15 protein-coding genes are annotated in these 21,379 nt (G+C 58.5%); 11 read left to right on the top strand and 4 right to left on the bottom strand.

Annotated features, from left to right (window positions below):
* The first annotated feature begins 54 nt into the window (after positions 1-54).
* From AKU79_RS17300 to AKU79_RS17285, 4 genes are all read left to right on the top strand, one after another.
* Entirely contained in the window at positions 55-1,407 is a 1,353-nt protein-coding gene (locus tag AKU79_RS17300; RefSeq protein ID WP_050524795.1) for a M16 family metallopeptidase, read from the top strand.
* Positions 1,404-2,711, top strand: coding sequence for a M16 family metallopeptidase (locus AKU79_RS17295; protein ID WP_050524794.1), 1,308 nt, complete (start codon positions 1,404-1,406; stop codon positions 2,709-2,711). The genes AKU79_RS17300 and AKU79_RS17295 overlap by 4 nt, the downstream gene beginning before the upstream one ends.
* 72 nt (positions 2,712-2,783) lie before the next feature.
* Positions 2,784-4,619, top strand: coding sequence for a DNA mismatch repair endonuclease MutL (gene mutL / locus AKU79_RS17290; RefSeq protein WP_050524793.1), 1,836 nt, complete (start codon positions 2,784-2,786; stop codon positions 4,617-4,619).
* A complete protein-coding gene (locus AKU79_RS17285; RefSeq protein ID WP_050524792.1) occupies positions 4,616-5,776 on the top strand; it encodes a DNA recombination protein RmuC in 1,161 nt (386 codons plus the stop codon). The genes mutL and AKU79_RS17285 overlap by 4 nt, the downstream gene beginning before the upstream one ends.
* A 6-nt stretch (positions 5,777-5,782) precedes the next feature.
* Here AKU79_RS17285 and AKU79_RS17280 read toward each other — a convergent pair whose 3' ends face one another.
* A complete protein-coding gene (locus tag AKU79_RS17280; protein WP_331458396.1) occupies positions 5,783-6,556 on the bottom strand; it encodes an ABC transporter permease in 774 nt (257 codons plus the stop codon).
* A 201-nt stretch (positions 6,557-6,757) separates the two neighbouring features.
* Between AKU79_RS17280 and cysQ the strand changes: the two genes are divergently transcribed.
* From cysQ to AKU79_RS17245, 7 genes are all read left to right on the top strand, one after another.
* Positions 6,758-7,552, top strand: coding sequence for a 3'(2'),5'-bisphosphate nucleotidase CysQ (cysQ, locus tag AKU79_RS17275; protein ID WP_050524884.1), 795 nt, complete (start codon positions 6,758-6,760; stop codon positions 7,550-7,552).
* Positions 7,549-8,775 carry a glycosyltransferase family 2 protein gene (locus AKU79_RS17270; RefSeq protein WP_050524790.1) on the top strand — a complete coding sequence of 409 codons (1,227 nt, stop codon included), beginning with the start codon at positions 7,549-7,551 and terminating at the stop codon, positions 8,773-8,775. Before cysQ ends, AKU79_RS17270 begins: the two co-directional genes overlap by 4 nt.
* A 127-nt stretch (positions 8,776-8,902) precedes the next feature.
* On the top strand, positions 8,903-9,799 hold the full coding sequence (gene galU, locus AKU79_RS17265) for a UTP--glucose-1-phosphate uridylyltransferase GalU (protein WP_050524789.1): 897 nt from the start codon (positions 8,903-8,905) through the stop codon (positions 9,797-9,799).
* A 4-nt stretch (positions 9,800-9,803) separates the two neighbouring features.
* Positions 9,804-11,033, top strand: coding sequence for a glycosyltransferase (locus tag AKU79_RS17260; protein WP_050524788.1), 1,230 nt, complete (start codon positions 9,804-9,806; stop codon positions 11,031-11,033).
* Positions 11,034-11,095: 62 nt separating this feature from the next.
* Positions 11,096-12,106, top strand: coding sequence for a glycosyltransferase family 2 protein (locus AKU79_RS17255; protein WP_050524787.1), 1,011 nt, complete (start codon positions 11,096-11,098; stop codon positions 12,104-12,106).
* Entirely contained in the window at positions 12,103-13,800 is a 1,698-nt protein-coding gene (locus tag AKU79_RS17250) for a DUF5927 domain-containing protein (protein ID WP_050524786.1), read from the top strand. Before AKU79_RS17255 ends, AKU79_RS17250 begins: the two co-directional genes overlap by 4 nt.
* 4 nt (positions 13,801-13,804) lie before the next feature.
* A complete protein-coding gene (locus AKU79_RS17245; protein ID WP_156209851.1) occupies positions 13,805-15,199 on the top strand; it encodes a nodulation protein NodH in 1,395 nt (464 codons plus the stop codon).
* On the opposite strand, the gene fzlA is transcribed toward AKU79_RS17245, so the two are convergent.
* The 3 genes from fzlA to gltB all read right to left on the bottom strand — a co-directional run bounded on the left by fzlA (position 15,196) and on the right by gltB (position 21,323).
* The gene (gene fzlA / locus AKU79_RS17240; protein ID WP_050524784.1) at positions 15,196-15,861 is read right to left on the bottom strand and encodes an FtsZ-binding protein FzlA; all 666 of its coding nucleotides are present in this window, start codon (positions 15,859-15,861) and stop codon (positions 15,196-15,198) included. The genes AKU79_RS17245 and fzlA overlap by 4 nt on opposite strands.
* A 75-nt stretch (positions 15,862-15,936) precedes the next feature.
* The gene (mtgA, locus tag AKU79_RS17235; RefSeq protein WP_050524783.1) at positions 15,937-16,650 is read right to left on the bottom strand and encodes a monofunctional biosynthetic peptidoglycan transglycosylase; all 714 of its coding nucleotides are present in this window, start codon (positions 16,648-16,650) and stop codon (positions 15,937-15,939) included.
* A gap of 125 nt (positions 16,651-16,775) precedes the next feature.
* Positions 16,776-21,323 carry a glutamate synthase large subunit gene (gltB, locus tag AKU79_RS17230; protein WP_050524782.1) on the bottom strand — a complete coding sequence of 1,516 codons (4,548 nt, stop codon included), beginning with the start codon at positions 21,321-21,323 and terminating at the stop codon, positions 16,776-16,778.
* Positions 21,324-21,379: the final 56 nt, after the last annotated feature.

The following is a 21,379-nucleotide window of genomic DNA, read 5'->3' as shown; positions in this document are numbered from 1 at the left end:
CCCTGCGGTTGCTGCGCTTAGGTGTAGGCCGGTACGCCGAACGGAGGATTGCCGATGCTGCGCAAACTGTTGATTCCCATTGTCTTGGGGGTGCTTTCTGTTTCCCCGGCACTTGCCGATAAGGTCACAACCTTTACCTTGCCAAACGGGCTAGAGGCCGTGGTCATCGAAGACCACCGCGCGCCCGTCGTGACGCATATGATGTGGTACAAGATCGGGTCAGCGGATGAACCGCGCGGCAAATCGGGCATCGCGCATTTTCTGGAACATCTGATGTTCAAAGGCACAAAAACTGTCGCCCCCGGCGCGTTTTCTGCCACGGTCGAGGCACAGGGCGGCGACGACAACGCCTTTACCTATTACGATTATACTGCCTATTTTCAACGTGTTGCCACCGACCGCCTTGATCTGATGATGACGATGGAGGCCGACCGTATGCGCGGGCTGATCCTATCCGAAGATAACGTCACAACCGAACGCGCCGTCATTATCGAGGAACGCGCCCAGCGCACCGACAGCGACCCAAGCGCGCTGTTTGGCGAACAGCGCCGCGCCGCGCAATATCTGAACCACCCCTACGGCACCCCCGTCATCGGCTGGAAGCATGAGGCCGAAGCCCTGACCCGCGAGGATGCGCTGTCGTTCTACCGCACCTATTATGCGCCCAATAATGCGGTGCTGGTGGTCGCGGGCGACGTGAACCCAGATGAAGTGCGCGCCATGGCCGAGGCCCATTACGGCCCCATCGCCCCCACCCCCGGCCTTGGCGAACGTCACCGCGTGACCGAGCCGCCGCAACTGGCCGAACGCAGGCTGGCCATGACCGACCCGCGCGTCGCACAACCCTATGTTATCCGCAGCTATCTTGCCCCCGAGCGCAACGCCGGCGCCCAAGAAAAAGCCGCGGCCCTGACCGTTCTGGCCGAGCTGCTGGGCGGCAATTCGACAACTTCGCTGCTGGCGCGTGCCTTGCAATTCGGCGACGCGCCCAAAGCGATTTACACCAGCGCCTATTATGATGGTTTGTCACTTGATATCAGCGACTTCGGCTTTGTTGCCATCCCCACCCCCGACACCTCGCTTGCCGATCTCGAGGCTGCTGTCGATGGCGTGTTGGCCGATTTTCTGAAAAACGGCGTTGACCAGACCGCCTTTGATCGCATCAAACGCCAGCTCCGCGCAGATGAGATTTATGCGCGCGACAATGTGGATGGATTGGCCCGCGACTATGGCAGCGCCTTGACCAGTGGCCTGACGGTCGCCGATGTGCAGGCCTGGCCCGATATATTACAGGCGGTCACACCCGAAGACGTCCTGCAAGCTGCGCGCGATGTCCTGAACCGCAACAACGCCGTCACCGGCTGGCTAGAACGCCCGGACGCGCCGAAAGTCGAGGTAACCCAATGATAAAACGCCTTTTCGTTGCTGCGCTGGTGGCCTTTGCCTTGCCCGCGCATGCAGAACTGCCGATCCAAAAGGTTACCTCGCCCGGTGGTATCACCGCCTGGCTGGTCGAAGACCATGAAATCCCGTTTACCGCGCTGGAAATCCAGTTTCGCGGCGGCACCTCGCTTGACCCGGCCGAGCAGCGCGGCGGCGTGAACCTGATGACCGCCTTGCTAGAGGAAGGCGCCGGCGATCTGGATGCGCAGGCCTTTGCCAACGCCCGCGATGCGCTTGCGGCCCATTTCGGCTTTAGCTCGGGCACCGATAGCGTCAGCATTTCGGCGCAGTTTCTAACCGAGAATCGCGATCAGGCGGTTGATTTGCTGCGCCTCGCGATCACCGAGCCGCGCTTTGACGCCGATGCGGTGGAACGTGTGCGCGGCCAGGTTTTGTCCGGCATCCGCGCCAATCTGAAAAGCCCCGAGGCGATTGCCGCCAACAGCTTTGACCAGCTTGCCTTTGGCAACCATCCCTATGGCAGCAACGGCGATGGCAATGAAATGAGCGTGGCCGGCCTGAGTCGCGCCGATATCGAGGAGGCCTTTAAAGGCGCGATCAGCCGTGACCGCGTGTATGTGGCGGCAACCGGCGATATTGACGCAGCCCAGCTTGGTGCCTTGCTTGATACGCTTTTGGGGGGCTTGCCCGCCAAAGGTGCGCCTTTGCCCAAACGGGCCGAATGGCACCTGAAACCCGGTGTTACCGTGGTTGATTTTCCCAGCCCGCAATCGGTCATTTACTTTGGCCATCAAGGCATTAAGCGCGACGACCCCGAGTTTTTCGCAGCCTATATCCTGAACGAAATTCTGGGCGGCGGGCGCTTTACAGCGCGTTTAATGACCGAAGTGCGCGACAAGCGCGGACTGACCTATGGCATCGGCAGCTATCTGGTGCCGCAAGATTACGCCGAACTGATGGTCGGTCAGTTTTCCAGCGCCAATGCCACCACAGCGCAAGCCATTGATATTGTGCGCGCCGAATGGAAGCGGCTCTATGACAATGGCGTCACAGCCGAGGAACTGGCCAAAACCAAAACCTATCTGACCGGCTCGTACCCGCTGCGGTTTGACGGCAACGCGCGGATTGCGCGGATTCTGGTTGGCATGCAGGCCGATGGCTTGCCGATTGACTACGCCCAAACCCGCAATGCCAAAATTGAGGCGGTAACACTGGAAGACATCGCCAAAATCGCGAAACGGTTGCTGAAGCCCGATGATTTGCATTTCGTCGTGGTCGGCCAGCCCGAAGGGTTGCCCAAGCCGTAGAGGCGTTCAAAACAGTGGATAACTGCGCTGGCATGGTGGCAAGACTGCCGCTGCCATGCTAGAAATGGTGGTATGAACACCGCCAGCCCCAACATACACGCCCCTGCGCGCCCGATCATCCGCCAGTTGGACGAATCCGCCATCAACCGCATTGCTGCGGGTGAAGTGGTTGAACGGCCTGCCTCGGCGGTGAAAGAGCTGGTTGAAAACGCGCTGGATGCAGGCGCTCGCCGGATCAGCATCGACTATGCCGATGGCGGCAAAACCCTGATTCGCGTGACAGATGATGGCTGCGGAATGACGGCCGAAGATCTGCCGCTGGCGCTTTCCCGCCATGCCACGTCAAAAATCGACGGCTCTGACCTGCTGAACATCCATTCCTTCGGCTTTCGCGGCGAGGCGCTGCCCTCGCTGGGTGCGGTCGGGCGGCTGACCATCAGTTCCCGCCCCGAAGGCGGTGACGGCATGATGATCGCGGTTTCCGGTGGCCGCATGGACCCCGTGCGCCCCAGCCCGCTGTCACAAGGCACCGTGGTCGAGCTGCGCGACCTGTTCTACGCCACCCCTGCGCGGCTGAAATTTATGCGCTCGGACCGTGCCGAATCGATGGCGATTGCCGAGGTGATCAAACGGCTGGCACTGGCCGAACCCGAGGTTGGCTTTACCCTGCGTGACGTCTCAAACGGCGACACGCGGGTGATGTTTCGCGCCGATCCCGTAACGGGCGACTTTTTTGATGCGCTGCACGGGCGTGTCACCTCGGTTCTTGGCCGCGATTTTGCTGATAACGCCTTGGCCATTGACCATCGCCGTGAGGGGTTGCGGCTGGTTGGCTATGCCGCCCTGCCCACCTATTCGCGCGGGTCATCGGCGGCGCAATATCTGTTTGTGAATGGCCGCCCCGTGCAAGATCGCGCGCTGTTTGGCGCCTTGCGCGCGGCCTATATGGATGTGCTCAGCCGTGATCGCCACCCCGCTGCGGTGCTGAACATCGAATGCGATCCGCAAAGCGTTGACGTGAACGTCCACCCAGCGAAATCCGAAGTGCGCTTTCGCGACCCCGCCCTTGCCCGCGCGCTGATTGTTTCCACCCTGCGCCATGCACTGGCCGAGGCCGGGCATCGTGCGTCCTCGACCGTTGGCGCCGAAACCTTGGGCGCGTTTCAGCCGGAACCCGGCCAACCGCCGCGCGTCTACCAAATGGACAGGCCATCGTCTGGTGCGATTTCCAGCGCCTATGCCTTTCAGGCCCCCACCCCGAACATGGGTTTCGCCGAGGCCCCGACCGCGCGGATAGAGGCGCAAGACATCGCGCAGGCCGACACCGCCCACCCTTTGGGGGCCGCCCGCGCACAGGTGCATGAAAACTATATCATCGCCCAAACCGCCGATGGCATGGTGATTGTAGACCAACACGCCGCGCATGAACGGCTGGTCTATGAGCGGCTGAAGGCCCAGCGCGATGCCAGTGGCATTACCGCCCAGGCCTTGCTTATCCCTGAAATCATTGAGCTTTCTGCCGCAGACACCGCCCACTTGCTGGACGCAGCCCCGGAACTTGCACAGCTTGGTCTGGTGATTGAGGCCTTTGGCGGCACAGCGATTGCGGTGCGCGAAACCCCGGCAATATTGGGCCGCGTGAATGCAACTGCCCTGTTGCGCGATATTCTGGATGACCTTGCCGACCTTGGCACATCCGACCGGCTGCAGGCCCGCATGGACGCGGTTTTGTCACGCATGGCCTGCCACGGGTCCATCCGATCAGGTCGCCAAATGCGGGCCGAGGAAATGAATGCGCTGCTGCGCGAGATGGAGGCGACGCCGCTTTCCGGTCAATGCAACCATGGCCGTCCGACCTATGTCGAGCTGAAACTGGCCGATATTGAAAAGCTGTTTGGCCGCCGATGATAGAGATTGCAGGACAGATTTATCACTGGAACGACCCGCTGGTGTTAGTCATCGCAGGGGTGGCACTTGTAGTTCTGGGGTTCTTCGTGCTGATTCTGCGCGCGACAGGGCAATCGGCACGCGCAACTGAACCTTTGCTGCGCGAAATGGGCTGGCTGGGCCAACGTGTGCAAAACCTGTCCGAAGGTCAGGAACGGCTGGCAGGTGGGCTGAACCATGTGTCGGAAACCCAGGCCCATTCGCAAACTGCCATGCTGCAACTGATGGAAAAACGGCTGGCCGAGGTGCAACGCGGCATGACGGAAAGCCTGCAAGGCACATCAACCCGCACCGCCCACAGCCTTGGCGAATTGCAGCAACGGCTGGCAACCATCGACAAAGCACAGGCCAATATTGAAAAGCTGTCAGGCAATGTCTTGGGGTTGCAGGACATCCTGTCCAACAAGCAAACCCGCGGCGCCTTTGGTGAAATTCAGCTGAATGACATCGTGCGCAAGGCGCTGCCATCTGATGCCTATACAATGCAGGCCACGCTTTCCAACGGCAAGCGTGCCGACTGCCTGATCCACCTGCCCAACCCGCCCGGCCCGATTGTTATCGACAGCAAATTCCCGCTGGAGGCCTATGAGGCACTGCGCCGCGCCGGCACATCGGCCGAACAGACCGAGGCTGCGCGCTTTATGCGCCTTTCCGTGCGTGCGCATATCAAGGCGATTTCGGAAAAATACATCCTTGAGGGCGAAACTGCCGATGGGGCGTTGCTGTTTTTGCCGTCCGAGGCGGTCTATGCCGAGCTGCACGCCAATTTCCCCGAACTGGTGCGCGACGGCTTTGCCGCCAAGGTTTGGATCGTATCACCGACCACTTGCATGGCCACGCTGAACACGATGCGCGCGGTGCTAAAGGATGCGCGGATGCGCGAACAGGCCGGCGCAATTCGCGCCACTTTGCGCCTGCTTCACCGCGATGTGGAACTGGTTGTCAGCCGCGTGGACAAACTGAACACCCATTTCCATCAGGCAAGAACCGACCTTGAAGGCATCAGCACTGCCGCCGAACGGGCCGGCAAACGCGCAGCAAAGCTGGATAATTTCGACTTTGAAGAACTGGCACCCGAGCCCGCACCCCCCGGCATCGGCAAGGCCGCCGCCGAATAACAGACCCTAATGCTTGGCCCCCCAGCTAAGGGACGCATGTTTGCGGGTAAAGTTTTCGGCGATCAAGCCGATGATAAGGATCACAAACGTCACCTTTAGCGGGTACATGTAATTGCTGTAATGCGGGTGATAATTCAAAAAGATAAACCCGCGCCCTTGGTCGATTGTGTGAAACAAAGGGTTCCAATCAAACAGTTTCAGCTTGGACGTCGGCATGGCATTGGCCAAAAACATCTTGCCGCTCGCGATCATATTGGCGCGTTGATACAGCTGGGTGACGATGCTCATGGTTTCGGGCTGCCAAGGCTTTAGCGCCAGAAAAAGCGTCCCGATTGCCGCACCGCTCGCCCAGGAAATTAGCAACATCCCGATAGCACCCGGAAGATCGTGAAATTCGATCGGCTGAATGGCCGCGTGATAGACATAGATCACCACCCCCGCCGACAGCACCTGAATGTAAAGCGAACTAAGCGCGGCCGAGGCAATGGCCACCAGCGTATTCATCGGGGCATGTTTCATCATCGCCGAGGTCGGCCCGCCACAGCCCGCCACCGCCCCCAAGGCCTTGATATGCGTCATATACATAAAAATGCCCGACATCACGTATAGTAAAAAGTCGCCGCGAATGGCATTGCGGCGCAGGCCAAGCACATGGAACATGATATAGAACACACCGACCAGCATGACCGTCTGAAAGATGTTCATCAACAGCCCGATTGCAGGGTTGCCGTGGTTCTTGCGGACGTTTCTGACCGTAGCATGAAAGATCAACTCCATCATGCCGAACGCCGTGCTTACCCGATTCTTTCGGGCCTCGCGCTGAAACATCCTAGATCCTACCTTTGCTCGTGGGCGGCCCTCGTGACTCGCTACTGTCGTTTTTATACCTTGGAATCTTGATGATTCCGTGGCGACAGAAGATAAAGGGCAACACGTGTTTTAACAATATTGTCAAAACCGGTCAAAAATATGGAGAGTATGATGGAATCCACCCCCTTTGTGGCGCTGATGCGGAAACTGGCGCTAGAGGCTGGTGACAAGATCATGGAAGTTTATGCTGCTCCTGATTTTGACGTGCGGGCCAAATCAGATGCCAGCCCGGTGACCGAGGCGGATGAAGCAGCCGATGCCATCATCTCGGCAGGTCTGCGTGCGGCCTATCCCGATGTGACCCTTATCACCGAAGAGCAGGCCGATAGCCATGCCCTGCAAGCCCATACCTTTCTGATCGTTGACCCGCTGGATGGCACCAAGGAATTCGTACAGCGGCGCGGTGATTTCACAGTGAATATCGCCTATGTCGAAAACGGCGTGCCAAAGCTGGGGGTCGTCTATGCCCCTGCCAAGGGCCGTCTGTTCTATACCCGCGCCGATGGGCAAGCCGTCGAAGAAACCGGCGCCTTTCTAAAAGATACGCCCGGCCCGACGCGCGAAATTCACGTATCTACCCCCGATAATGCTGCCTTGATGGTGGTTGCGTCAAAATCGCACCGCGATGCCGCGACCGATGCCTATATCGGCAAATATGCTGTGCGCGATATGACCTCGGCGGGCAGCAGCCTGAAATTCTGTCTTGTCGCCACGGGCGAGGCCGACCTCTACCCCCGTCTTGGCCGCACGATGGAATGGGATACCGCGGCCGGTGATGCGGTGTTGCGCGGCGCGGGCGGGCATGTTGTGCGCTTTGATACGCATGCGCCGCTGGCCTATGGTAAGGCGGGGTGGGATAACCCGTTCTTCATCGCCTATGCGCCGGGCGTGTCATTGAAAAAATGACGGCGCAGCCTGCCAGTCTTATTATTGTCAGCCGCCACCGGCCTGCGGCGCTGAAGTTGGCACTGGCAGGCGTGGCCCAGATGGATCACCCCTGCATTGAGGTGATCGTCGTCACCGATCCGGCCTCGGCAGCGATGGTGCGCGGGTTGGGGATGCAGGTAAAACTGGCTGAATATGACCAGCCCAACATCTCGGCCGCGCGCAATATCGGGCTGCAACTGGCTGCGGCCCCCGTTGTGGCCTTTCTCGATGATGATGCAGTCCCCGAGCCAAGCTGGCTGTCACGGCTGGCCGCACCCTTTGCCGACCCGCAGGTCACAGCGGCGGGCGGGTTTGTTCTGGGGCGCTCGGGCCTTGCGTGGCAATGGCGGGCGATGTGGGTCGATCGTGACGGCTTTGACCACCCGTTTGATGCGGGCACAGATACCAGCCTGCACCAGGGCACCCCCCAACGCGCAATCAAAACCCAAGGCACCAACTGCGCCTTTCGCCGCGATACGGTTCTGGCGCTGGGTGGCTTTGACCCGGCCTATGCCTTTTATCTTGATGAAACCGACCTGAACCTGCGCATAGCGGCCAAAGGCGGGGTAACGGCGGTTGTGCCGGGCGCGGTGGTGCACCACGGCTTTGCGGCCTCGGACCGACGGCGCAAAAACCGCGTGCCGACGGACCTGTTCCAAATCGGCCAGAGCCTCGCATATTTTACGGCCCGCCACGGCCAAGACCCTGCGGCGCTGCAAAAGCACGTGGCCGATCAGCGCGCCCGTCTGCGCCGCCTTGTGTTGCGCGGCAAGTTGGGGCCACATACGGCGCGCAGGCTTTGGGCAGGCCTACAACGCGGAATCGCCGCCGCACAGGGGCAGGCCCCAAACCTGCAGCCGCTTTGCCCGACAGAATCAGCTTTGCTACCCCTGCCCGGCACAGGCCCGCGCACAGGCTGCCTGCTATTTGGCACCTGCGCAGACCGCAGCCGTTTGGAACAACAGGCCAAAGCCGCCCGCGCCACAGGCCAAATTGTCACGCTGATCCTTTTATCACGCGGAATCCGCCCCCATACCCATCGATTTACCGAAAATGGCTGGTGGGAACAGACCGGAGGCCGCTTTGGCAGATCTTTTAGATTCGGTAAGCGCATTGCGTTTAGAAACATGCTAGAACGCCAACAGGAAGAATCTTGCCGCCTTGCGGGCTTGCGACCAGTTGGCACTATCAAAAGCGACTAAAAAAACTTAAGCAGCCGTTAATTGTTTCCAGTGCGTCAACTTTCTGCCGAAATTATACCCCAATTGAATGCGAAACCATGCTCACAGGTTTACAACACACCGAAACAAACTGGGTTAGGTCGAGTCCATGAACAATAGAAAAATTACCAAAGCAGTGTTTCCCGTCGCCGGCAAAGGGACACGCTTTTTGCCCGCAACCAAGTCCATCCCGAAAGAGATCATGACGCTTGTTGACCGGCCGTTGATCCAATACGCGATTGACGAGGCACGCGCGGCAGGCATCACTGAATTCATCTTTGTTACCTCGCGCGGCAAATCCGCGCTTGAGGATTACTTTGACATCGCCCCCGAGCTTGAAGCCACGCTGCGCGATGCTGGCAAAACCGAATTGCTGGAAGTTCTGAGCAAAACCAACATGGACAGCGGCGCTATTTCCTATGTCCGCCAGAACCAGGCCCTGGGTCTTGGCCATGCGGTCTGGTGCGCCCGCCGTTTGATCGGTGATGAACCCTTTGCGGTTTTGCTGCCAGACGATGTGATCGCGGCGGAAAAGCCCTGCCTGAAACAGATGGTTGAGGCCTATGCCGAAACCGGCGGCAACATGGTGGCAACCATGGAAGTACGCCCCGAAAAGGCCGGCTCTTACGGTGTTCTGGATGTTGCTGACGACATGGGCGATATTGTTCGCGCCAAAGGCATGGTTGAAAAGCCAAAGCTTGGCGAGGCCCCGTCCAATCTTGCCGTCATCGGTCGCTATATCCTCTCGCCGAACGTTCTGAACAATCTGAACGACATGAAACGCGGCGCAGGTGGTGAAATCCAATTGACCGACGCGATCGCCCAAGATCTGAACGACGGCGCACCTGTCTATGGCTTCCGCTTCCGCGGCCAGCGCTATGACTGCGGATCGAAAGCCGGCTTCTTGCAAGCAACCGTCGCCTTCGGCCTGTCCCGTCCTGACCTGCAAGACGAGTTTGCCGAATACCTGCATGACGTGATCGACGTGCAAAAGGCGGCTCAGTAAACTCATGGCCTCGACCGTTCGGCTGCTTGATCTTACGCGCTTGGTTCAGCGCTTGGGGAAAGGGCAGCCGACCGGCATTGACCGGGTTGAGGCGGCTTATCTTGCCCATTTCTTGCAGCTGGAAACGCCGGTTTACGGCCTTGTGCGCAGCAGACTGGGCTTTTTGTTGTTGAACAGGCAAGGCATGTCCAGTTTTCAACACCTTCTCTCAACGCGGCAACTTCCGCCCGCAGATCTGCGCTCGCGCCTGACAAGGCGCCGCGACCCGCAGCTTGCCCGCGCCGAAACCGCCACGCGCAAGCTGGCCTTTGCCCGTTGCAGCCCGTGGCGTCTGGCATCGGGCTTGCGGCAGCACCTGCCTGACGGCTTTGCCTATTTCAACGCAGGCCATGCCAATCTGACACTGAAAACCCTTGCCGGCATTAAGGCCGGGGGCGGGCGATTGGCCGTTCTGGTGCATGATACCATTCCCCTCGACCACCCCGAATTTACCCGCCCAGATACCATAGCCCGCTTTGGCGAAAAGCTGGCAGCCGTGGCCGCCAAGGCCGATCTGGTGATCCACACCGCACAGACCACCCGTGCCCTGACAGAGACGCATTTTGCCCGTCTTGGCCGCACGCCACCGGGTGTTGTGGCCCCTTTGGGCATCACGCCGCTTGAACCAGTCCCTGCGCCCCCCCGCCCCCACCCCTATTTCGTGACTTTGGGCACGATAGAGCCGCGTAAGAACCACGACTTTTTACTGGATATATGGCAAGAGATGCACCGCAGCCTTTCCCCCGCTGCGATCCCCCATCTCTTGATCCTCGGGCGGCGCGGCTGGTCGAACGAGGCTGTTTTTAAACGTCTTGATACGCTGCCATTCATCGGCCAGACCGTGTTTGAGCTGCCCGATCTGCCGGATGGCGATGTGGCAAACCTGCTGGCCCGTTCTTGCGGCTTGCTGTTTCCCAGCCATGTCGAGGGTTACGGCCTTCCGCCGCTAGAAGCTGCAAGTTTGGGCGTTGCGGTTATTGTGCCACCTTTGGCAATATATCGTGAAACGCTGGGCAATTACCCGGTTTACGCAAGCCTGGATGACCGTTACTCATGGAGGGATATAATAATCCGCCTGAAAAACAGGCATGAATTAAAAGAGGCGACAGAGCAGAGCAACGCTAAAAGGCCTAACCCTGCGGCCATTATTCCGCGCTGGGATCAGCATTTCAAGTTTGCTTTAAGCTCTTTTTGATAACGATTTAGGCGCAGGCTCATAGTCATCTGCGCAAGTTTAGCACGTCTGGGAAACAACGAGTGAGTATTTTTTCTGCATATAGGTTAAGGTTGGCACGCAAACGCTGGCTATTTCGCGCCTTCCGCAAGCGGCGCGAGATAAAGCCTGTTGTAGGCCGCACCAAGGCGATCAAACCGTCGGACATTTTGCTGTTTTCCACCCTGCGAAATGAGCGTGTGCGCCTGCCGTTTTTCCTGAAATACTACCGTGACCTTGGGGTTAACCACTTTCTGATCGTCGACAATGACAGCGATGATGGTTCGCGCGAATACCTGCAAGAACAGGATGACGTGTCGCTTTGGCACACTAAACACAGCTATAAAAAATCGCGTTTCGGGGTGGATTGGCTGAATTGGTTGCAAAGACGCTATGCCCATAATCATTGGGCGCTGGTTGTCGATCCGGATGAATTTTTCGTCTACCCGTTTTGCGATACCCGCCCCTTGCGCGCGCTGACCGACTGGCTTGACGCCTCGTCGATCAAATCCTTTTCCGCGATGCTGCTGGATATGTACCCCAAAGGCCCGATAGGCGCGCAGCCCTACCAAGAGGGGCAGGATCCGTTCGAAATCGCGCAATGGTTTGACAGTGGAAACTACACGATCAGCCGCAATGGCCAGTATGGCAACCTCTGGATTCAAGGTGGCCCGCGCGGGCGCATGTTCTTTGCCGACGCCCCCGAACGCGCGCCGGCGCTGAACAAGATTCCGCTGGTGAAATGGCAGCGCGACTATGCCTTTGCCTCCTCGACCCATATGCTGCTGCCGCGCGGTTTGAACCTTGTGTATGACGAATGGGGCGGCGAAAAAGCCAGTGGTTGCCTGCTGCACGCCAAATTCCTTGATACTTTTGCCACCAAGGCCGAGGAAGAGATGCAACGCGGCCAGCACTATGCCAACAGCCATGAGTACAAAGCCTATAAGGCCGCGCTGGATGACAGCCCCGATCTGTGGTGCAAGTGGTCTGAAAAATATATCAACTGGCGCCAGCTGGAAATTCTGGGCCTCATGTCAAAAGGAAACTGGGCATGAGTTTGGGTGTTGTCATGCTGTGTCATACCGCGCTGGACCGCGCAGCCCAAGTGGCGCGCCATTGGGTTTCGCGCGGTTGCCCCGTTGTCATCCATGTTGACAAGCGCGTGCCGAGAGCTGAATTCGACCGCTTGCAAGATGCCCTGGCCGATGTCGAGGATGTGCGCTTTTCGGCCCGTTACGCCTGTGAATGGGGCACATGGGGTATCGTCGCGGCAACCCAGGCGGCCGCTGCCACAATGCTGCGCGATTTTGCAAAGGTGCGGCATGTCTATCTGGCCTCGGGGTCGTGCCTGCCGCTGCGCCCCGTGCACGAACTTGTCACCTATCTGGATGAACGTCCGCGCACCGATTTCATCGAATCCGTTACCACCGCCGATGTCGGCTGGACGGTGGGCGGGCTTGATCTTGAACGCTTTACCCTGCGCTTTCCGTTTTCGTGGCGCAAACATCGCCGCCTGTTTGATGGCTATGTACGCCTGCAACGCCGCATCGGGTTTCATCGCAAAATTCCGGCCGATATCGTCCCGCATCTGGGCAGCCAATGGTGGTGCCTGACGCGCCAAACCCTGTCGGCCATTCTCGAAGCCCCCGAGCGTGAGGAAATTGACCGCTATTTCCGCCGCGTCTGGATACCTGACGAATCCTATTTTCAAACGCTGGTGCGGCGCTATTCGTCCCATATCGAAAGCCGTTCTCTGACCCTGTCGAAATTCGACTTTCAGGGCAAACCGCATATTTTCTATGATGACCATCTGCAGCTTTTGCGGCGGTCTGATTGCTTTGTCGCCCGCAAAATCTGGCCCCATGCCAATAAACTCTACCGCGTTTTCATGACCGAGGAAGGCGTGGGCCAAGCCGAAGCCGAGCCGAACCCCGGCAAAATCGACCGCTTGTTTTCCAAGGCGATCGAGCGCCGCACCAAGGGGCGTGCGGGCCTGTATATGCAAAGCCGCTTTCCGAACGAAAACTGGGAAAACGGCAAAAGCGCAGCACCCTATTCCGTGTTTGAAGGCTTTGCCGAGCTGTTTGAAAACTTTGAACCCTGGCTTGGCAAAGTGACCGGCGCGCGCGTGCATGGCCATCTTTTCGCCCACGACAAGGTTGAATTTGCAGGCGGTGAAAGTGTTTACAACGGCGCGTTGCCTTCATCCGCGGCGTTGCGTGACTATAATCACAAAAGCTTTCTTGCCAATTTGCTGTGGAACACGCGCGGCGAACGGCAGTGTTTCCAATTCGGCCCCGCCGACAATCAAGGTATCAACTGGCAACTTGCAGGCGATTCCAACGCGACAATCTCGGTCATTTCGGGTGCTTGGGCGATACCCTTGTTCAAGTCCAACCTGAATTTTTCCGAAATCCGGCAAGAGGCCGCGCGTCTGCAACGACAAGAGCAAGAGCATCTGAATGTGCTGCGCAGCCCGTGGACAAAGGCCCGCACCCGCATCTGGAACCTTGCCGAATTTGTCGAAAACCCGATGGAGCCGATTCAAACCATCGTCGATGAAATCAGCCCGCGTGCGCTGCGCCGCCTGACCGAGGCACCGCTTATGACCGACCTGACCGGTTTCGGCCAATTCCTGCAAAACCTGCGCAATCAGGGCATGCAACCCGTTCTGATGGGCGATTTCCCCTTGAACGACGATTTCCAGCAAAACGCCGTCCGCAGGGGACGGCCCTATTTGGTAAAGTAGCCCCTTGGAACGGAAATTTGATAGCTTTGTCTTGCTTGCCGAGATGCGCACCGGCAGCAACTTTCTTGAGGCCAACCTGAACACCCTGCCCGATACCGCCTGCTATGGTGAGGCGTTTAACCCGCATTTCATCGGCAAACTGAATCAGGAAGCGGCGTTTGGCGTCACCCTTGCACAACGCGAGGCTGACCCAACCCTGTTGTTGCGCCAAATGCGCGCGCAGGGCCCCGGCCTGACCGGCTTTCGCTATTTCCACGATCACGACCCCCGCGTTTTGCCGCTGGTTCTGGCCGACGAACGTTGTGCCAAAATCATCCTGACCCGCAATCCGGTCGAAAGCTATGTCAGCTTGAAAATCGCCCAAGCCACGGGCCAATGGAAGCTGACCCAAGCAAAACGCCTGAAAACCGCCAAGGCGCAGTTTGACGGGCCGGAATTCACCGCCCATTTGGCGCAGTTGCAGGAATTCCAGCTTGCCTTGATGCATGGGCTGCAAACCAGCGGCCAAACCGCGTTTTACATCGACTATGAAGACATCAACGACACCGATGTTCTGAACGGCCTCGCCCGGTTTTTGGGTGTTGATGCGACCTTTGCTGCGCCCGATGACACGCTGAAAAAGCAAAACCCCGAGGATATCTCGGAAAAGGTTGAAAATTTTGAAGAAATGGCTGCTGCCTTGTCGCAGCTTGATCGTTTCAACCTGTCGCGCACGCCAAATTTTGAACCGCGCCGCGCACCGGCCATTCCGTCTTTTCTGGCGGCAGGTTCGGCGCTCTATATGCCCCTGCGTGGTGGCCCCGAAGACGCCGTGACCCAATGGTTAACCGGCCTTGGCCCAATCACCGCCGAATTCAACCAAAAATCGCTGCGCCAATGGCTGCGCAAAAACCCCAATCACCGAAGCTTTACCGTGCTGCGCCACCCCGTGGCCCGCGCCCATGCCGGTTTTTGCAACCGCATCTTGGGCGGCGCTTTGCCACAGATCCGCGAAGGGCTGATCAAAACCTATAGGATTGCTTTGCCAAAGGTAGGTGAGGTGATGTCGCTGCATGATCACCGCCAAGCCTTCGTCGATTTTCTGCGCTTTCTAAAGCTGAACGTCGCAGGGCAATCGGGTTTGCGCATCGACCCGCATTTCGCCAGCCAAACCGCTGTTTTGCAGGGTTTCGCGCAGTTCCAAGGCCCCGACCTTGTATTGCGTGAAGATAGCCTGCCGATGGGCCTCGGCTTTCTCGCCGCTGAAATCGGGGCCACGTGTCCGGCGATCCCCGCCTTGCCCGACCCTTCGCGCGATCTGTTGGCCCAGATTTACGATGCCGAGATTGAGGCCGCGACGCGCGATGCCTATAGTCGCGATTACATGGGCTACGGCTTCAACGACTGGCGCAGTTCCTAAAAATCCAGATCGGCGTAATGCGATGGTGGCGGGAAACCCGGCACCTGATCGGCCAGCAACGGCCGGAACGATGGCCGCGATTTTATCTTGGCATACCAATCTTTTACATTGCTCGACCGGTTCCAGTCGACATCGGAAATATAGTCCAGACAGCTCAGATGCGCCGCAGCCGTAAAATCGGCCAGCGACATTTCATTCCCCGCCAGCCAGCGCCGCTGATCCAGCAACCAGGCCATATAATCCAGATGGTATTTGATCCGGCTCGCGCCTTGCTTCACCGCTTTGCTATCAGGATAGCCCAGCTTCATTACCTTTTTATTCACCCGCTCATACAGCAGGTTCGACGTCACCTCGGAATGGAATTTGTCGTCAAACCAAGCACATAGCCGCCGCACCTCAAACCGGCCGTCCACGTCACGCGGCATCAATGCCGGTGTCGGGAATTTTTCTTCCAGATACTCGCATATTGCCTGACTTTCGGTCAGCATCTTGGTGTCGGTTTTCAAAATCGGCACCTTGCCCGCGGGGTTCCGGCGCAGAAAATCGGCAGACGGTTCCCAATAACGCTCTTCCACCAGTTCCACTTCCTGCTTTTTCTCGGCCAGCGTCAACCTGACCTTGCGGCAGAACGGTGAGAGCGGGAAATGGTAAAGTCGGTTCATCGCGTCTAATCTTTCGGCAAAAAGGAATAGGCCACTTATCTGCCAATTTGCAGAGATTTCAATCCCACTTGCCGATTAAGGCTCAAAACAAGCGGCTCTTCCGTCACTTTGGATGGTGGCCGCGCCGTCAAAAATCGCGGCTGACCGTTTGCGCAGCGCCGCACTCGGCTTTTCGGCATTGCGGTCTTTCGGGTCAGGCAAAACAGCCGCAAGCCGTGCAGCATGTACCGCCGTCAGGTCTGCGGGCTCGACAGCAAAATAGCTGGCCGCAGCCGCCTTGACGCCAAACACGCCTTGGTCAAACTCGGCCACGTTCAGATAAACTTCCAAAATCCGGCGCTTGGACCAGATCATCTCGATCACAGGCGTAATAACCGCCTCTAACGCCTTGCGCGTATAGGTTCGGCCTTGCCACAAAAACACATTCTTAGCGACCTGCTGGGTCAGGGTGGACGCCCCGCGATTGCCACCCGCGTCAATCGCCGCGCGAATGGCTTGCATATCAAACCCCCAGTGCAGGCAAAAATTCGCATCCTCGGCCGCCACCACCGACCGCAGCATCACCGGCGCGATTTCATCCAGACTGGCCCATTCCTGCTTTACCTTGCCAAGGCGCTGCCCCTCTTGCCACATGTAAAACGTGGTTGGCGGGTTCACGACAGAAAACAGCAGCACCAGCGCCACCATTGCCAGCGCCGCGCCGACAATCAGCCGAAACACCCAGCGCATAAGCCATTTCAACAGGCGCGGGCGGGTCGGATTTGGTTTTTTCTGGGTGCGTTTTACCATGCCTTGTTAAGCCATGAAGCCCAGCCGCGATCAAGCGCGGACTGCCCCCCAAACGTAGCCGCAGAAAAGAAAAACCCGGCGAATTGCTCCGCCGGGTTTGAAATCATAGGTGCTTGCGCACTGGCTTACTCGGCCGGCACGGCCTCGCGTTCATCCGAAAGCGGATGCGGCAAATGCACCAGCATTTCTTTCGGGCAGGCTTGCAGGAAATTCGCCCGCTCTTCCGCCCAATCGTTCAGGATCGCCTTGGCCTTAAGGCTGCCGGTTTCGTCAGCATGACGCTGGATCAGGCCTTTCAGCTGCGCCTCCCAATGCGGATGGCTGACGGCACAGGTCACCAGCGTTTCCACGTTCATGAACTCTTCGGCCACGCCGTCGGGATCATAAAGATAGGCCATACCGCCCGACATACCGGCACCAAAGTTGGCCCCGATGCTGCCCAGAATAACTGCCACACCGCCGGTCATATACTCACAACCATTGGTGCCACAGCCCTCAACCACCACCGACGCGCCCGAGTTGCGCACAGCAAACCGCTCACCCGCGCGGCCACTGGCGAACAGATTCCCGGCAGTCGCACCATACAGCACCGTGTTGCCGATAATCGTGTTGGCAGATGCATCCAGCGGGCTGGACATATGCGGCCGCACCGTGATGGTCGCCCCCGACAGGCCCTTGCCGACATAGTCATTGGCGTCGCCATAGACTTCCAGCTTGATGCCCCGCACAGCGAACGCCCCCAGCGACTGCCCACAAGACCCCGACAGTTTCACTGTCAGGTGGTCTTCTTGCAGACTGTTGCGCATGCCAAACCGTTTTACGATATGGCTAGAGGCCCGTGTCCCGATAGTGCGCAGCGTGTTGCGCACGGCATAGGACAGCTGCATCTTTTCACCATCTTCAAAGAAGCGCGCGGCGTCGCGGATGATTTCGGCATCCAGCGTATCCGGCACCGCATTGCGCGGTTTGCTGCGGTCATAGGTGATCCGGTTCGCGCCATCGACGGTAATCAACAACGGGTTCAAATCAAGGTCATCCAGATGCGCCGAGCCGCGCGAAACCTGGCTCAGCAAATCCGCCCGCCCGATCACCTCATCCATTGACCGCGCGCCGATGCTTGCCAAAATCTCACGCACTTCTTGCGCATAGAAGGTGATCAGGTTGACCACTTTATCCGCATTGCCCGTGAACTTTTTGCGCAGCTCATCGCTTTGGGTACAGACGCCTACGGGGCAAGTGTTGCTTTGGCACTGACGCACCATGATGCAACCCATCGCGATCAAGGCAGCGGTACCGATGCCGTATTCCTCGGCCCCCATCATCGCGGCCATCACGATATCACGGCCCGTGCGCAAACCACCATCGGTGCGCAGGGTGACGCGTTCGCGCAGGTTGTTCATCGACAACACCTGATGCGCCTCGGTCAGGCCCATTTCCCATGGCAAACCAGCGTATTTGATGCTGGTCCCCGGGCTGGCACCCGTGCCGCCGTTATGGCCCGAAATCAGGATCACATCGGCCTTGGCCTTGGCCACGCCAGCCGCAATCGTCCCCACACCCGAAGATGACACCAACTTGACCGTCACTTTGGCCCGCGGGTTGATCTGCTTCAGGTCATAGATCAGCTGCGCCAAATCCTCGATCGAATAGATGTCGTGGTGCGGCGGCGGCGAAATCAGCGTCACGCCTTGGGTCGAATGGCGCAACCGCGCGATCAAGGCCGTAACCTTCATCCCCGGCAACTGCCCGCCTTCACCCGGTTTCGCCCCTTGGGCCACCTTGATTTCCAGCTCTTCACAGGCGTTCAGATATTCCGCCGTGACACCAAAGCGCCCCGAGGCCACCTGCTTGATTTTCGCAGACGGGTTGTCACCATTCGCCTCGGGCAGGAAATGCGCGGGGTCTTCACCGCCCTCACCCGAATCCGATTTCGCACCGATACGGTTCATCGCAACGTTCAGCGTTTTATGCGCCTCGGGCGACAGCGCCCCCAGTGACATCCCTGGCGTCACAAAGCGTTTGCGGATCGAGGTGATGCTTTCCACCTCTTCAATCGGCACCGGTTTGCCCAGCGATTTGATATCCAGCAAGTCGCGCAAATGGATCGGCGGGTTGGCCCGCATCGCGGCCGAATACTGTTTCCAGATGTCATAGCTGGTGCGGTCACAGGCCGATTGCAGCATGTGCATCGTCTGCGCTTCCCAAGCGTGCTTTTCACCCGAGCGCCGCGCCTTGTAGATACCGCCGATTGGCAGCACATCCGAACCGCCCAGCCAGCCGCGTGCGTGCACTTCTTCCAGCTTGCGCTGAATGCCCGACACGCCAATCCCGGAAATCCGGCTTTGCATACCTGGGAAATACTCGGCCACCATAGCGCGTGACAGGCCCACAGCTTCAAAGTTCAAGCCGCCACGATACGAGGAAATCACCGAAATCCCCATCTTGGCCATGATCTTCAACAGACCCGCATCGACGGCATCACGATAGCGCCGCGCGGCATCAGTCAGGCTGCCTTCCAGCAGGCCGCGGTCAATCCGGTCGGCAAGGCTGTCTTGCGCCAGATAAGCGTTTACCGTGGTCGCACCGCAACCGATCAACACCGCAAAATAATGCGGGTCAACACATTCCGCCGACCGCAGGTTGACCGAACAGAACGTCCGCAGCCCCTTGCGCGTCAGCCAGCTGTGCACAGCCGAGGTCGCCAAGATCATCGGCATGGCCACGCGGTCCGGCCCTTGGTGTTCATCCGTCAGCACCAAATGCCCGGCACCCGAGCGCACGGCATCCTCGGCATCGGCGCGAATACGCTCCAAGCACTGGCGCAAACGGTCAGGATGCGCGTCACGCGGGAAGGTACAGTCGATCACCGACACGGTATCGCCGAAATGCTCCATCATCGCGTGAAACTCGGCATTGGCGACAAACGGGCTTTCCAGCACCAGAATCTCGGTTTGGCTGCTGTTTTCGTCCAGCACGTTTTTCAGGTTCCCGAACCGCGTTTTCAGGCTCATCACGCGGCTTTCGCGCAAGCTGTCAATCGGCGGGTTGGTGACCTGGCTAAAGTTCTGGCGGAAGAAATGCGACAGCGGGCGGTAGATGCTGGACAGCACAGCCGCCGGCGTATCATCGCCCATCGACGCGATCATTTCCTTGCCGTCTTCGGCCATCGGGGCCAGCACCTGCTCCAGCTCTTCCAGCGAATAGCCCGCTGCAATCTGGCGCTTGCGCAACTCGGCCCCTTTGAATTCGGCAGCCTCTGGCACGTCATGCAGCAGGTTGTTCAGATCAACAACCTTTTCAATCCAGTCCCCAAACGGCTGCGCTGCGGCCAGTTTGTTTTTCAGCGGCGTGTCGTGGTACAGCTTGCCCTCGGCCAGATCGACAGCAATCATCTGCCCCGGCCCAAGCGCGCCTTTTTCACGCACGATATTTTCATCAACCGGTACCATGCCCGCCTCGGACCCTGCGATCAGCAGGCCGTCACCGGTCACAACATAGCGCATCGGGCGCAAACCGTTACGGTCAAGCCCGGCACACACCCAGCGCCCATCGGTCATGGCAAGCGCAGCAGGGCCGTCCCACGGCTCCATCACGGCATTGCAATAGGCATACATATCGGCCCAGGCTTTGGGCATATCGGTCGTGGCTTTGCTCCAGGCTTCCGGCACCAGCATCGTCTTGGTAAACGGCGCATTGCGGCCCGAGCGTACCATCACCTCAAACACCGCATCCAGCGCACCCGAATCGGACGTGCCTGCCGGAATGATCGGCTTGATATCCTCGGCCATGTCGCCGAACGTGTTGGACGCCATACGAATTTCATGGCTGCGCATCCAGTTCACGTTGCCTTTCAACGTGTTGATCTCGCCGTTATGGGCCAGCATGCGGAAAGGCTGGGCCAGCCACCACTGCGGGAACGTGTTGGTAGAATAGCGCTGGTGGTAAATCGCAAAGGCACTCTCAAACCGCTCATCCATCAGGTCAGGATAGAAAACGGCGACCTGTTCGGCCAACATCATGCCTTTGTAAATGATTGACCGGCACGACAGGCTGCACAGATAGAGGCCTGCAATATGCGCCTCGCTAGCCGCTTTTTCCACGCGACGGCGGATGATATACAGCTCACGCTCAAACTGGTCCTGGTCAATATCCTTGTCACAACGGATCAGGATCTGCTCAATTTCCGGCCGCGTTGCATTGGCCTTTTCGCCCAGCACCGTGGTTTCTACCGGCACATGCCGCCAGCCGTAAATGTAATGGCCCATCCGCAGAACTTCGGTTTCCATGATGGTCCGGCAGCGTTCTTGCGCGCCAAAATCGGTGCGTGGCAAAAACACCTGCCCCACCGCGATCAGCTTTTTGGTATCAGGCTCATGCCCCGTGCGCCGCACTTGGTCATAGAAAAACTTGACAGGAATCTGCACATGGATACCCGCGCCATCGCCGGTTTTGCCATCAGCATCAACCGCGCCACGGTGCCAGATCGCCTTTAGCGCGTTGATGCCGTTTTCAACCACTTTGCGCGTTGGTTTCCCTGAAATCGACGCGACAAGCCCAACCCCACAGGACGAATGCTCATCCTCGGATTTATAGAGGCTGTGCGTGTCCATATAGGCGCGCTTTGCTTCCTCTGCGGCCACCCAGGCTGCGTCATAAACCGGTGTCTTTGTCATTGGGTCACTCCTTCGGAAGGATCGAAATTTAAAACTTGGGCGGGCAATTTGCCCTG

It is taken from the genome of Pseudorhodobacter wandonensis (assembly GCF_001202035.1).
GTDB classification, from domain to species: Bacteria; Pseudomonadota; Alphaproteobacteria; order Rhodobacterales; family Rhodobacteraceae; genus Pseudorhodobacter; species Pseudorhodobacter wandonensis.
Note: the sequence above shows the minus strand (reverse complement) of the source record. Positions and strands in the feature narration are given on the sequence as shown.

Excerpts from the sequence above, each read along its gene's own strand:
- AKU79_RS17270 (WP_050524790.1), top strand. The coding sequence starts at position 7,549 with ATGACGGCGCAGCCTGCCAGTCTTATTATTGTCAGCCGCCACCGGCCT.
- AKU79_RS17260 (WP_050524788.1), top strand. The coding sequence starts at position 9,804 with ATGGCCTCGACCGTTCGGCTGCTTGATCTTACGCGCTTGGTTCAGCGC.
- mtgA (WP_050524783.1), bottom strand. The coding sequence starts at position 16,650 with ATGGTAAAACGCACCCAGAAAAAACCAAATCCGACCCGCCCGCGCCTG.
- AKU79_RS17250 (WP_050524786.1), top strand. The coding sequence starts at position 12,103 with ATGAGTTTGGGTGTTGTCATGCTGTGTCATACCGCGCTGGACCGCGCA.
- AKU79_RS17285 (WP_050524792.1), top strand. The coding sequence starts at position 4,616 with ATGATAGAGATTGCAGGACAGATTTATCACTGGAACGACCCGCTGGTG.
- AKU79_RS17280 (WP_331458396.1), bottom strand. The coding sequence starts at position 6,556 with ATGATGGAGTTGATCTTTCATGCTACGGTCAGAAACGTCCGCAAGAAC.
- fzlA (WP_050524784.1), bottom strand. The coding sequence starts at position 15,861 with ATGAACCGACTTTACCATTTCCCGCTCTCACCGTTCTGCCGCAAGGTC.
- mutL (WP_050524793.1), top strand. The coding sequence starts at position 2,784 with ATGAACACCGCCAGCCCCAACATACACGCCCCTGCGCGCCCGATCATC.
- AKU79_RS17295 (WP_050524794.1), top strand. The coding sequence starts at position 1,404 with ATGATAAAACGCCTTTTCGTTGCTGCGCTGGTGGCCTTTGCCTTGCCC.
- galU (WP_050524789.1), top strand. The coding sequence starts at position 8,903 with ATGAACAATAGAAAAATTACCAAAGCAGTGTTTCCCGTCGCCGGCAAA.
- gltB (WP_050524782.1), bottom strand. The coding sequence starts at position 21,323 with ATGACAAAGACACCGGTTTATGACGCAGCCTGGGTGGCCGCAGAGGAA.
- cysQ (WP_050524884.1), top strand. The coding sequence starts at position 6,758 with ATGGAATCCACCCCCTTTGTGGCGCTGATGCGGAAACTGGCGCTAGAG.
- AKU79_RS17300 (WP_050524795.1), top strand. The coding sequence starts at position 55 with ATGCTGCGCAAACTGTTGATTCCCATTGTCTTGGGGGTGCTTTCTGTT.